The organism is Ureibacillus sp. GCM10028918, from assembly GCF_042666115.1.
In the GTDB taxonomy this organism is placed as follows: domain Bacteria; phylum Bacillota; class Bacilli; order Bacillales_A; family Planococcaceae; genus Ureibacillus.
Genome location: NZ_JBHTFK010000006.1, coordinates 45,102 through 58,840, shown reverse-complemented (window position 1 = coordinate 58,840; position 13,739 = coordinate 45,102). Strand labels below are relative to the sequence as shown.

Below are 13,739 nucleotides of genomic sequence, written 5' to 3'. Positions count from 1 at the left end.
ACTTCTGATAGATGAGAACAGATTGTGAGATTTATGGAAAATTAAATTTTATAATTATTTCAATATATTAAAAAAATCTGGAAATCTCAATAATATAGCGAATATAGAGAAGAAAGCGAAATTTCTAACTTTTGTATAATATATTGAAAAAACTTTAATTATGCTTTAATGTAATAAAATGAAGTTTTCTGACAGTCAATCTTGCAACTTGAATTGTCGGAAAATATGAAAAAATTTAACGGAAGAGGGTATCTTTATGTATAGTAAAGACGAAATAGTCAAATCCGTTCCTCAAAAAGGTTTTTTTGGACATCCTAAAGGATTATTAACACTATTCTTTACAGAATTTTGGGAAAGATTCTCATATTACGGAATGCGTGCCATTCTTATACTTTACATGTATTACGAATTACATGAAGGTGGATTAGGATTAGATCGAGGAACAGCAAACTCAATTATGGCTCTTTATGGGTCGTTAATTTATATGTCAGGAATTATTGGTGGTTGGTTTGCTGACCGAATTTGGGGTACACGTAAAACTGTATTCTATGGTGGAATACTCATCATGATCGGGCATATTGCCTTAGCATTTCCGGGTGGACTTACAGCATTATTAATCTCGATGGCATTTATTATCATTGGTACAGGTTTATTAAAATCAAATGTATCAACCATTGTTGGAGATATGTATGCAGAGGGCGACAACCGTCGTGACTCAGGCTTCAGCATCTTCTACATGGGGATTAATATGGGTGCGTTTATATCTCCATTAATCATCGGGTTTGTCGGTGAACGATATAATTTCCATTTAGGCTTTGGTATTGCTGCTGTTGGTATGCTTATTGGATTAATTGTTTTTTATGTGACTCAAAAGAAATTTTTAGGTTTAGCTGGTCTTGAAGTTCCTAACCCACTAAAGGGTGAAGAAAAAAAGAAAACAATTCGAAATGTTGTTATTGGTATTGTTGCTGTATTGATCATTGGAGTGATTTTATACACTACCGGAAATTTAACAATGGCAATATTTAGTTTAATCATTACAACACTAGGTGTATTAATTCCGACAATTTTCTTTATCGTTATGTATCGCAGTCCTAAAACAACGAAGGATGAAAAATCTCGTGTATTAGCCTATATTCCATTATTTATTGCGGCGGTTATGTTCTGGGCGATTCAAGAACAAGGGGCCACAATATTAGCTACATATGCCGATACTCGTACAGATCTCACTATTGGAAGCTTTGAAATTCCCGTTTCATGGTTCCAGTCGTTAAATCCTTTATTCATTATTATCTTTGCACCAGTATTTGCATGGTTATGGTTAAAACTTGGCAGCCGCCAACCGTCAACACCTAAGAAATTTGCCATCTCATTATTCTTTGCGGGAGCTTCTTTCTTAGTAATGATGATCCCGGCGACAATGTCTGGTGGTACAGAACTTGTTAGCCCATGGTGGTTAGTTCTTTCCTTCTTCCTAGTAGTAGTAGGGGAGTTGCTATTATCGCCTGTAGGTTTATCAGCAACAACAAAGCTTGCACCGGCTGCATTTGCGGCCCAAACAATGTCTTTATGGTTCTTAACAAGTGCTGCAGCCCAGGCAATAAATGCTCAGTTAGTTAGAATATATGAAGCAGTAACTGAAATTACTTACTTCGGTACTCTTGGTGGAATTTCTATTGTCTTAGGTATTATTTTAGTAGTCTTGACACCAATTATTTCAAGAGCAATGCGTGGAGTAAATTAATAGTATTTTTGATATGGAAAGTGGGTACCTCAATTAAGTACGAGGGCCCACTTTCTTTGGTAGAAAGGAATTATTTTACTGGCATATAGAAAAAAATGACATCTTTTCCATTTCTTAAACGTTAATAAATGGTACCCTGTATTTGAAAGGATGGGATAAAGTGAAAAAATGGGTCATGATTTGTTTAGCAAGTTTCCTTTTACTTGTATTATCGGCTTGTAATAGTACGGCCGAGCCTACGTCAGGTTCAGAAGATGAAGCAGGAGGTCAAGAGGTTAGCAATAAAAGTGAGCTGACTTTAGAAGAAGTATATGAAAAGGCAATCGAGCGACAAAACGAATTAAAAAGCAGCAGTGCAGATATCAAGATGAATCAAAAAATGATTTTTGGTAGTGGTACTGAGAGTTTTGAAATGAGTACAATTAGTAATATGAAAATGGATATGATTGTTGAACCGCTTGAAACATATATGGATGGAACAATTCAAATGGCTGACCCTGAGACGGGTGAAGAAACAAATCTAGATATGGAAATGTACATGGCAAAAGAAGGTCTATTCATGCACGACTCTGAAACAAAGCAATGGCTGAAACTGCCATCAGAGCAATTTGATGCAATTGTTGGACAAACAGCAAATCAAGCAGATGTATCAGATCAATTAAAGCAGTTGCAAACATTTATCGATGATTTTAAATTCGAACAGACAGAATCGGAGTACATTTTAACAATGAATGCAGCTAGCGAAGAGTTTAGCAAATTTATTCTAGAACAAATGCAACTCAGTGAGATGCTAGGAATGACTGAGGAAGATAAACAATTGTTCGAAAATATGAGCTTTGATACTGTGAATTATGTAATAACGATTGATAAAGAAACATTTGATATTCATAAAATGGATACGGTTGTAAATATGACGCTTGAAATTGAAGGTGAAGCCATCACTGTCAATACAGATGCTAAAATCGCGTTCAATAACTTTAATGCAGTAGAGGATATAGCAGTGCCTCAAGAAGTGATCGATCAAGCAGTAGAAGTACAGTACTAAATTTTAAGAGTTAAACACAGGGAGTAAATTTTCCTTGGGTTTAACTCTTTTTTTGTCAAAAGTAATCAAACATATATGATGCGCTAGTCATAAAGCAATCAATATTGATGTGAATAAATTGGTATCAATAATTTACAAAATATGTAAAATACTTAAGTCGCTATATGGGACTTTATTTTGCCACCTTTTACTTATATTACCAGTATTATATATGTGTTAGGATGTTACTAGTTTGAGAATTGGAGGTTTTAGGACATTGAGTAAATTAAGTAAATCATGGAGTACTCTTCTAGCCATAATGCTAACATCACTAATTCTTAGTGCTTGTGGCAGCGACGAAGAATCAACAAAGGCTGAGGAAGATGTAAACGTAGATGCATCAGAGGAAACTACTGAAGAAGTTGAGAAGACTAAGGAAGAAGTTGTAGAAACAACGTCTGCTGCAAATGCATCTGGCGATATTTCCGACTTAATTAAATATATGGAAGAAGAAACAGAAGGAACAGCAAAAGTTCTTTATGAAAATACAGAACCACAAGTTCATAAAATGGAAGGTGTAACGGTCTCGTTAGATAACTATACACTTGTTGAGCTGAAAGATTTCCATACGGATTTTAGTATTCCGTTTAATGATCAAACAAATGGCGGTGTTATTGTAGCTCAATATACAGTTAAGAACGAATTGGACAAAGACATGTATTATACGCCATTTTTCTATTTATCTTTTACAGGTGCTCAAAAAGCATACAACAATTATCGAGATCTGCTGCCGCTTGAAGATCAGTTATCTGAAAAGTTATCACCCTCAAATGATTACTTACTTAAAGCTGGTGAATCGGTAACAGGCTACTATACTTATCCATTTGGTCAAGATGATTTGCAAGCTGCATTAAACGTATCCACAACAGCAGTTGAAGTTCCTGCAGCGCTAGCCGTAAAGGATGATTTTGGTTCAGCAATAGGAAAAAAAGGGCAGTTCACACTGAGCTTGAACACAGCAGGAGCTGATAAAGTTAAATCTAATGAGGCATTTTATAAAGATAAAGCTACTGTTGCTGACATGGGTGAAAAGAAGATGTTGAAAGAACAAAGTGGCATCGGCAAAAGTGAGGCACTAGGGGACGTTACAGTAACACTGGACGGATACCAATTTACAGAATTCACTCCAAACGAGGTAGAAGCACCACGTTTTGAAAGTTTTAAAACTGGGATCGTGTTGCTAACAGTTAAGTTCAATTTAGACAATAAGGGAGCAGATGCTATCGGTCTGTCTTCCATCTCTTCTAAGTTGACTGTAAACGATGGTACCCAGTATATGCTTGGAGAGGGCATGTTGCTAAATTATAGCTACGACGATTTGATTGCAGCTGGAGAATCTGGAGAGCTATTGCAAATATATACCCTTGATAAGGAACAGTATGAAAAAATCTGGAAAAACAAATCCTTTGAAGTGGAAGTTGGACCAATTCGAAATCAAGACGCAAAGGATATTTCTAAAGGAAAAACAGCTGTATTTTCTTTCTAATACTCTGAAATAGGAAGCACATATTCGAGGTAATATATAATAGAGGCTGAAGATATTGTCTGAAAATGACTTTGTCTTCAGCCATTTTTTGGATTAAATAAAAGAATCTTTTAACTTTACTGTCTATCTTTTAAACTGATTTGATAAAACTTTGGATATTAAAACCCTGAAAATTGTCATTCTTGCAAACTTTTCTGTTATTCAATGATTATCATTCTCATTACTTTATTGATTTTTTTCAATTCAATAAGATATACTTATAGAGTACTCGAGGTTGAGAATTATTTTCATTACATACTTGAGAATAAAAAGAATATGGGGATAAAAATGAGACTGTGGATGTTAATTATCGCAGCAATCATCCTGTCGTTTATTTCGCTCTTTATTGGTGCGATTGATATAAAACCAAGTGATTTGCTTAATTGGGAATCAAGAGAAATGCAAATTTTCTTAATCAGTCGTGTGCCGCGTCTAATTGCGATTATTCTAGCGGGTGTAGGGATGAGTATTGCGGGCTTAATCATGCAAAGCTTAAGTCGAAACAAATTCGTTTCTCCAACAACAGCAGGAACATTAGACGCTGCTAAGTTAGGGATTCTTATTTCGATGTTGTTCTTTACAAATGTAACGTATACTCAGCAGGTTATTTTTAGTTTTGCTTTTGCGTTAATTGGAACTTTGCTTTTCATGCAGATTTTAGATCGAATTAAATTTAAAGATGTTATATTTGTACCATTAATCGGGATAATGTATGGGAACATTTTGTCCTCGATTACGACGTTTTTCGCATATGAAGCAGATTTGCTTCAAAATATTAGCTCATGGTTGATGGGTAGCTTCACTTTAGTTATTGCAGGGCGTTATGAGCTTCTTTATCTCAGCATACCAGCAGTTATTTTGGCTTATCTTTATGCCAATAAATTTACAGTTGCGGGTATGGGAGAAGACTTTGCAAAAAACTTGGGATTAAGTTATAAGTTTGTTCTTAATATTGGGCTTATTCTTGTTGCAATAATCGCAACTACTGTTGTTTTGACAGTGGGGGTAATTCCATTTTTAGGGTTGATAGTACCGAATATAGTTTCCCTATATATGGGCGATAACTTGCGTAAAACAATTCCTCATACAGCTGCACTAGGAGTCGTTTTCCTATTAATCTGTGACATAATTGGCCGAGTGGTTATTTACCCATATGAAATTCCGGTAAACGTAACAGTAGCAGTTATCGGCAGTGTAATCTTCTTAATCATGTTAATTAGGGGGAGAGCATATGCGAAATAGTACGAAACTTATTATTTTAACGGTTGTAGCGATAATCTGTATTTTATTATATGGATTTTATGATATCAAAGGCGGGTTTGATTATGCCTTTCCTCGACGCATGATGCGTGTCGGGGCAATGATTGTAACTGGCTTTGCCATTGCATATTCGACGGTCGTATTCCAAACGATTACACATAATCGTATTTTAACACCTTCAGTCATGGGTCTTGACTCGATGTTTGAGGTTGTGCAAACGCTTATCTTCTTCTTTGCAGGTTCAGTGTCTATCTGGGTAGTGAACCAATATTTGAATTTTGCAGCATCTATCATAGCAATGGTATTGTTTGCGTTAATTTTATACCGTTTCCTTTTCCGTGCGGATAAACATCCAGTTTATTTATTGTTATTAATCGGAATGATATTGGGGACATTTTTAGGAAGTCTTGTTTCTTTTTTACAAGTACTTATTGATCCTGTTGAATACTTAAGTTTACAAAGTAGATTATTTGCAAGTTTTGTTAATATTAAAGTAGAGTTGCTATACATTTCAGTAGGGATTCTCTTTTTAGCTTTTGCATACGGTTATCGTATAATGGGCCAATTAGATGTTATGTCACTTGGTCGTGAAAATGCTATTAATCTAGGAATAAATTATGATCGATTGGTTTTGAACGTTCTAATTTTATCGTCGGTTCTAATTGCAACATCAACTGCATTAGTTGGACCAATCACATTCTTTGGTTTAATCGTTGCAAATCTTTCATATCAGTTTTTAGTCACATACAAGCACTCTATTCACATATTAGGTGCAGGGTTAATGAGTGTGATTGCTCTAGTCGGTGGTCAATTTATCGTAGAACATATTTTTGAAATGAATACAACATTGAGTGTCATTATTAACTTTGTTGGTGGAATTTATTTCATTTACTTATTACTAAGGGAAAGTAGGGCAGCAGGATGATTGAAATCAAGGGATTAACAAAAAGATTTGGTAACAAACCTGTTGTAGAAGATGTTTCTATCAAGATTCAACCAGGGGCCATTACTTCCTTTATCGGCCCTAATGGTGCTGGGAAATCGACTCTATTATCAATGGTTAGTCGCTTATTAGATGCAGACACAGGTGAAGTGTTATTAGATAAAAACAATGTAAAGCAGTGGAAGTCCGATGAATTTGCAAAGCGAGTATCGATTTTGAAGCAGGCAAATTTCCTTAATGTACGATTAACGATACGTGAGCTTGTTTCTTTTGGACGTTATCCTTATTCAAAAGGTCGTTTAACGTCTGAAGATGAACAATTCGTAGATCAAGCTATTGACTATATGAATTTAACGGATATGCAGCATATGTTCTTGGATGAATTATCCGGCGGGCAAAAACAACGAGCATTTATAGCAATGGTAATTGCTCAGGATACGGAATACATCTTACTGGATGAGCCATTAAATAACTTAGACATGAAGCATTCTGTTCAAATTATGAAGATTTTACGCAAGCTCGTTGATGATCTTGGCAAAACAGTTGTAATCGTATTACACGATATTAATTTTGCTTCAGTGTATTCAGACAATATCGTTGCATTAAAAAATGGTAGGGTAGTTAAGGATGGACCGACAAACGAAATCATTAACTCGGAGGCTCTACGTGAAATCTATGATATGAACATTCCGGTGCAGGAACAAAATGGATGCCGAATTTGCGTTTATTTTAACTCGCACTCGTAGTGATTAATGGTTTAGAGAAGTTTGTTAGGCATACTTTTCTAAATCATTTTTTTGTAAAGAATGGAAATTAAATTTTAAAAAAGTGTTGACCTTTTTTTTCTAAGTGCTATAATTTCAATTAGTTAGTTGATAATGATTATCATTATCGTAAACAGATAGATAGGAGAGAAATGAAAATGAAAAATTGGAAATTACTAAGTGTAATTTTAGCAAGTCTATTATTTGTTCTTGCGGCATGCGGCGGATCTGACGAGTCAACTGAATCAGATACAAATACATCAACAGAAGAACAATCAGCTACAGAAGGAACATCTGAAAGTACAGAGGGTCCTGTTTACCCGATGACTATATCCCCAACAATTGCTTCTACTGAAAGTGAAGATGCAGGCACAATTGCTTTTGAAGATGTAACACTAGAAGAAATGCCGAAGAAAATTGTTGTTTTTGACTATGGTTTCTTAGATACGCTTGATGCTATCGGAGTTGAAGGAATCGTTGGTGTAGCAAAAGATTCTACATTACCTGAACACCTTTCAAAATACTCTGGTAATGAATATTCAAGCATTGGTAATTTAAAAACTCCATTACTTGAAGATATAGCTGCTTTAGAACCAGACGTAATTTTCATTTCTGGTCGTCAATCTGCATTCTATGAACAATTAAAGGAAATCACTCCAAACGTAATCTTTGTTGGTACAAACCAAGATGATTACTGGAACACATTCTTAGCATCAACTGATATTGCAGCTAAAATGTTTGGTAAAGAGGCTGAAGTGGAAGAGCACGTCGCTAAAATCGAATCAGCAATCGAAGAAGTAAAAACTTTAGCTGGTAATTACGATAACTCATTAGTAACAATGTACAATGAAGGTAAATTATCAGGTTTTGCAAAAGAATCTCGTTTTGGATATATATATGATATTTATGGATTTACTCCTGTAACAACCGATATTGAATCTTCTTCACATGGTTCAGACTTTGGATTCGAAGCAATTTTAGAGTTTGACCCACAAGTATTATTCGTAATCGACCGTACAGCAGCAACAGGTGAAGCATCTAATATCGAGACAGATATGGAAAATGATATAATTAAAGAAACAATCGCCTATAAAAATGATAAGATCGTTTATTTAGATGGACCTCTATGGTACTTAAGTGGAGGCGGCTTACAATCAGAGCTTGCTAAAATTCAAGAAATCCTAGATGAATTAAAATAATGTATTGAAAAAGAAGGCTATCCCGCTTTTGGGATGGCCTTATCTTAAATATCAGGGGGAATGGTCATGTTTGTTCAAATTCGAAAATGGACGATTACAGAAGGAAATTCAGACAAAATTTTAGAGCGTTTTAAAAAGAAACCCGGTCAAGGCCCTACATTGATCGAACAACGAGAAGGATTTATTGGCCGTGAACTTCTTGTTAAAAATGTACGTCGTGGAGAAGAAGAAGTTGTCATGATTATCCGTTGGGAATCTGAAGATGCATGGAAGGCTTGGGAAAAGAGTCCTGAGCATATCGGAGGCCATAAAGAAAAAATTAAAGAGCATGGCGGGAAGCCACCAAAACCGGAATACGTGATTAATATGGAGCATGGTAACTACACAATAGTTGAATAAAGTGCTAGTCCCCAAAGTTTGTAATTAAACAAACTTTGGGGATTTTTTTGCTCTAATTACATTTTTACTGGAGTTGGAGTAGAAGGCTATTATCAAGAAGAATAAAACTTACTTCTAAATAATAATGAGTAATATGGTAATATTTATAAAAAAGAAAGGGGGAACTATATGAAAAAAACCTCTTATATCTTGGCGATTATTACATTCTGTTTATTTTTAATCATGCTAATCAATTTTGAAAAAACGTCCTTTGTTAATTTCGATAAAGCAATATCTGATGTTCTATTCGGAAATGACTTGATAACAGCCTTCCATATTCTTGGGGAAACTACAACAATTGTTACGATTGCACTGATACTTTTGTTTGTTCTATGGCTAGTTCAACGAAATTTTCGTGGAATGCTTTTTGTATTATTGACGATTGGAATGGGGAGAGTATTGAATCAACTAATCAAGAATTGGATTGATCGTCCAAGACCGGAATTAGCTAATGATATGACCTCATTTAGTTTTCCATCTGGACATGCAATGATAGGGTTGCTTTATTTATTTACAATAGCTTATTTATTATCTGAAGCTTTAATGGATAATAAAAAAACTCTGATCTTCTGGGTTACGGCTATACTTTTAACCCTCCTTACTGGTTTATCCAGAATTACTGATAGTCATCATTATGCAACTGATGTTGTAGCGGGCTGGAGTTTAGGATTTACTTGGTTTGTTGTCTGTGTAATTTGGTATGAAAGAAGAAAACAAAAGATTAGTAAGATTATAGATAACACCTAAAATTGGGTGCTATCTATTTTTATGTTTATGACAAAAAAATGTGGCTATTTAGAAAGGAATGACTATAGTTAAAGTTTTCCTGGCGCACAAGATATAACTTCGGCTAAAAAAGTTGCACAAAGGAAACTTTTAAGTATATAATACTAGTATCAAATTAAAAGAGGAGACTAAAAACTAAATGGAGGGTAATGTACTTTTAGCTTTAGGTTTAACGCTGTTTGCTGGCTTGGCTACTGGAGTAGGGGCATTAATCGCTTTCTTTACATCAAGAACAAACAAGAAATTTCTTTCTGTTGCTTTAGGCTTTTCCGCAGGTGTTATGATTTACGTCTCTTTAGTCGAAATTTTTGTGAAGGCAAAAGATGCCCTGGTTGCTGCACACGGAGAAACACAAGGATACTGGATGACTGTAATTGGATTCTTTGGAGGGATTGTCTTTATTGCATTGATTGATCGCTTTATACCAAAAGGGAATAATCCACATGAGGTAAAAACTGTAGAGGATGTGCATGCTGCAGAGTTAGATGCACGTATTATAGATGAAGATAAATTAATGAAGATGGGGATGTTCACTGCATTGGCAATTGCCATTCATAACTTTCCTGAAGGTATAGCAACATTTATGTCTGCAATGCAGGATCCGAGCGTGGGAATTGCTATCGCCATAGCTGTTGCAATCCACAATATTCCTGAGGGGATTGCAGTTGCAATTCCAATCTTTTTTGCAACTGGAATTCGAAAAAAAGCATTCAAACTTTCATTTCTATCTGGTTTAGCAGAACCAGTCGGCGCTATTGTAGCATATTTAATATTAATGCCATTTTTAACAGACACAATGTTCGGGATTGTTTTTGCTGCTGTAGCTGGGATTATGGTATTCATTTCATTAGATGAACTTTTACCGGCTGCCCAAAAATATGACGAAACTCACTTATCGATTTACGGATTAGTTGCAGGAATGGCTGTAATGGCTTTAAGTTTGCTATTACTGGCCTAATATAGAACTGTTATTTTTGTTGAAATTAAAATGCCCTTAAAGACATTGGATGACTTTAAGGGCATTCTATTTATAAGTCACTCTAGCCGATTTGGCATTAGTCTTTACGGATTGATTTTATGAGCTACTAGTTAAGTTTTCAGAAGCAACTGTAAAACGTGCATTTTCGTGAATTGGACTTTCGATTTCATCCAGTACAGCTACCGCGTAATCTGCATAACTGACATAGCTAATCTGTTGGGAGTTTAGTAGGAGATGGTCTTTACCTAAAATGTAATGGCCTGTTCTTGGTCCGTCGGAATCGAACAAGGCAGAGGGACTTAAAAATGTCCATTTAATGGAGGAGTTTTGTAAATCTACCAAGTTTTGTAACTGTTGGGTTGCGATTTCTCTAAATTCTTTAGGGTAATCCGGAATATCGATTAGCCTTGTTTTCCCATCAATAAATAAGCTTCCAGCTCCTCCAACTACAAATAGTTTCGTCCTGCTCCCTTCTAAAAGCGAAATAAGAAAGCGTCCAAATTCAACGTGTAGATGTTCTTCGCCTGGTTGAGAACCAAAAGCATTTACGACAACATCAAATTGAAGTAAATCTTCTCTGGTTAAGTCAAATACTTCTTTTTCTAATATATTGATATGTTGCAAAGTAATCTTATCCTTATTACGAACGATGGCGGTTACATCATGATGTCGCATTCTGGCCTCTGTTAAAATTGTAAATCCAGCTTTACCAGTTGCCCCAATAATTCCAATTCTCATTTCGATTCCCCTTTCTAATTGTTAATAGAACATCCCCTTAATCTTTTATCCCCAAGATTGAACTTAGCGAAACATAGGTTGGACAGCTAGATGCATAATAAAATGAAAAAAAGATGTCCAATAGTTATATATATGAACCATTGGACATCTATATTAATTATTTATGTTAGAACATCATTGAGAATTTTGGCTGACACCCCTTGGTGGTCGGCTTTCGTTAAAATAATCTCATGAGTAGGGAACCGATTTTTCATTGTAAAAACAAATTGGTCACCGATAGCGTTCGGAATAATTGAAATCATGGTTGGCCCGGCTCCACTTAACGCAGTGCCATAAGCGCCAGCTTCTTTTGCTGCACAAAGTATCTCATCAAAATTTGGGATAAGACTTGAACGGAAAGGCTCATGGAATAAATCCGATTCCATATATTGCCCGATTCGCTCATAATCTTTGGAGATGAGTGAAGCTGCTAACATATTCGCATTTGCACTTGCACGAACGGCATAGCTGCGGTCCAACTGATCAGGCAAAACTTTACGAGCTTCTGACGTCTTTAGCTCTACACTAGGAATAAACACAACAAAAGAAGCATCTAAATCTTTTACATGGATTGTATCGACGATTCCTTGTTCGTTCATTTGAGAAATTGTTAAACCACCAAGTACAGAAGCGGTTGCATTGTCAGGATGGCCTTCAATTTGTGAAGAGATGTTTAATTTATCCTGTATTGTTAATTGTAATTCGCATACTAGGTTCGCTAATTCAATCGCTGCAACGATTGCTGCGGCACTGCTACCTAACCCACGCGCATAGGGAAGTTCACTTCGCATCACAATTTGACAAGGTGGTAATTCCTTATTAAAACGAGCTGCCGTTTCTTTAGCAATGGTATAGATTAAGTGTTCCTCAATGACGATATCTTGGGGAAGGTGATCTGAAACATGAATGATTTCCCATTGGTCTGCTAGTGAAACTGTTAATTCAAGATAAAGGTTTAAACTAAGTCCAATGGAATCAAAACCAGGTCCTAAGTTAGCAGTGCTTCCAGGGACTATGATTTGCCATTTTTTACTCATAGAATTCCCTCAATATAATGGCGAATATCGTTTTCATCGTTTTGAAGAGAGACTAGATCCACTGTTGAAACATTCATAGCCGTATCTGGATCCTTTAAGCCATTACCTGTAAATACTGTTACAACACGGCTGCCTTTTTCAATTCCACCGTTCTTAACTGATTTAATAACACCAGCAAGCGAGGCAGCAGAGCCCGGTTCAACAAAAATTCCTTCACTGCGTGCGATTAATTTATATGCTTCCAAGATTTCATCATCAGTTACTAAATCAATAATTCCGCCAGATTCATCACGGGCTGCCTCAGCAAATTTCCAGCTTGCAGGGTTTCCGATTCGAATTGCTGTAGCGACAGTTTCAGGATTTGATATTGGCTCTCCTTTTACTATTGCAGCAGCCCCTTCAGCTTCGAAGCCGAACATTTTAGGCAAACCAGTATTTTTTGCTTCGTTATATTCTTTGAAACCTTTCCAGTAAGCTGTAATGTTGCCAGCGTTCCCTACAGGAATACATAAATAATCAGGGGCATGTCCTAAACTATCAACAATTTCAAATGCGGCTGTTTTCTGACCTTCGATTCGATATGGGTTTACGGAATTAACTAAATTAACAGGCGTAGTTTCACTAACTCTGCGTACAATTGCAAGAGCATCATCAAAATTGCCATCGATTTCAATTATTTTTGCCCCGTACATACAAGCTTGTGCTAACTTGCCAAGTGCAACTTTTCCTTTTGGAATAACGACAATTGACTGAATTCCGGCACGTGCAGCATAAGCAGAGGCAGCAGCCGACGTATTGCCAGTCGAAGCGCAGATAACGCATTTTGCTCCATCTTCAATTGCTTTGGCAACAGCAAATACCATTCCACGATCCTTAAATGATCCAGTTGGATTGGCCCCTTCTACTTTACCGTATAATTCAATGCCTAATTCTTTTGAAAGATTAACTAAATGAATAAGAGGAGTGTTTCCCTCATTTAACGTAAGTAGCGGTGTATTTTCATTAACGGGTAAAAATTCTTTATATTCTTCGATAAGACCTTTCCACATGACAGATTAGCTCCTTTTGTTCACGCTGAATGAACAGTTGTTTGTATATAAGAGACATTTTAACTCAAATGTGTAGTACTTTTCAATAGCATTTACCAATTTCACAGAATACACATATAATTTTTAGCTTGTCACATAATTGAAATAATTGTAT

Annotated in this window: 13 protein-coding genes; 10 read left to right on the top strand and 3 right to left on the bottom strand. The window is 35.9% G+C overall.

Annotation, left to right across the window (positions count from 1 at the left end; genetic code table 11):
* Positions 1-256: 256 nt before the first annotated feature.
* The 10 genes from ACFQU5_RS08315 to zupT all read left to right on the top strand — a co-directional run bounded on the left by ACFQU5_RS08315 (position 257) and on the right by zupT (position 10,701).
* Entirely contained in the window at positions 257-1,744 is a 1,488-nt protein-coding gene (locus tag ACFQU5_RS08315) for a peptide MFS transporter (protein WP_390286678.1), read from the top strand.
* Positions 1,745-1,904: 160 nt separating this feature from the next.
* Positions 1,905-2,789, top strand: a complete 885-nt coding sequence (locus tag ACFQU5_RS08310; RefSeq protein WP_390286676.1) for a DUF6612 family protein — start codon at positions 1,905-1,907, stop codon at positions 2,787-2,789.
* A 298-nt stretch (positions 2,790-3,087) separates the two neighbouring features.
* Positions 3,088-4,314 (top strand): DUF5068 domain-containing protein, encoded by a 1,227-nt coding sequence (locus ACFQU5_RS08305; protein ID WP_390286954.1) that lies wholly within the window; start codon positions 3,088-3,090, stop codon positions 4,312-4,314.
* Between the two features lie 327 nt (positions 4,315-4,641).
* On the top strand, positions 4,642-5,595 hold the full coding sequence (locus ACFQU5_RS08300) for an ABC transporter permease (RefSeq protein ID WP_390286674.1): 954 nt from the start codon (positions 4,642-4,644) through the stop codon (positions 5,593-5,595).
* Positions 5,585-6,538 carry an iron chelate uptake ABC transporter family permease subunit gene (locus ACFQU5_RS08295; RefSeq protein ID WP_390286672.1) on the top strand — a complete coding sequence of 318 codons (954 nt, stop codon included), beginning with the start codon at positions 5,585-5,587 and terminating at the stop codon, positions 6,536-6,538. The genes ACFQU5_RS08300 and ACFQU5_RS08295 overlap by 11 nt, the downstream gene beginning before the upstream one ends.
* Positions 6,535-7,302 carry an iron ABC transporter ATP-binding protein gene (locus tag ACFQU5_RS08290; protein WP_390286670.1) on the top strand — a complete coding sequence of 256 codons (768 nt, stop codon included), beginning with the start codon at positions 6,535-6,537 and terminating at the stop codon, positions 7,300-7,302. Before ACFQU5_RS08295 ends, ACFQU5_RS08290 begins: the two co-directional genes overlap by 4 nt.
* Before the next feature lie 176 nt (positions 7,303-7,478).
* Complete coding sequence (locus tag ACFQU5_RS08285; RefSeq protein ID WP_390286668.1) at positions 7,479-8,519, top strand: siderophore ABC transporter substrate-binding protein; 1,041 nt, start codon at positions 7,479-7,481, stop codon at positions 8,517-8,519.
* A 66-nt stretch (positions 8,520-8,585) separates the two neighbouring features.
* Positions 8,586-8,918: an antibiotic biosynthesis monooxygenase family protein gene (locus tag ACFQU5_RS08280; RefSeq protein WP_390286666.1), complete on the top strand. Its 333-nt coding sequence runs from the start codon at positions 8,586-8,588 to the stop codon at positions 8,916-8,918.
* A gap of 168 nt (positions 8,919-9,086) precedes the next feature.
* The gene (locus ACFQU5_RS08275) at positions 9,087-9,704 is read left to right on the top strand and encodes a phosphatase PAP2 family protein (protein WP_390286664.1); all 618 of its coding nucleotides are present in this window, start codon (positions 9,087-9,089) and stop codon (positions 9,702-9,704) included.
* A 178-nt stretch (positions 9,705-9,882) separates the two neighbouring features.
* Positions 9,883-10,701: a zinc transporter ZupT gene (zupT, locus tag ACFQU5_RS08270; RefSeq protein ID WP_390286662.1), complete on the top strand. Its 819-nt coding sequence runs from the start codon at positions 9,883-9,885 to the stop codon at positions 10,699-10,701.
* 117 nt (positions 10,702-10,818) lie between these two features.
* Here the strand turns inward: zupT and ACFQU5_RS08265 are convergent, their stop codons facing one another.
* The 3 genes from ACFQU5_RS08265 to thrC form a co-directional block, all read right to left on the bottom strand.
* Positions 10,819-11,460, bottom strand: a complete 642-nt coding sequence (locus ACFQU5_RS08265) for an NAD(P)-dependent oxidoreductase (RefSeq protein ID WP_390286660.1) — start codon at positions 11,458-11,460, stop codon at positions 10,819-10,821.
* Between the two features lie 161 nt (positions 11,461-11,621).
* Positions 11,622-12,536 carry a homoserine kinase gene (thrB, locus tag ACFQU5_RS08260; RefSeq protein ID WP_390286658.1) on the bottom strand — a complete coding sequence of 305 codons (915 nt, stop codon included), beginning with the start codon at positions 12,534-12,536 and terminating at the stop codon, positions 11,622-11,624.
* On the bottom strand, positions 12,533-13,585 hold the full coding sequence (gene thrC / locus ACFQU5_RS08255; protein ID WP_390286656.1) for a threonine synthase: 1,053 nt from the start codon (positions 13,583-13,585) through the stop codon (positions 12,533-12,535). The genes thrB and thrC overlap by 4 nt, the downstream gene beginning before the upstream one ends.
* Positions 13,586-13,739 lie beyond the last annotated feature (154 nt).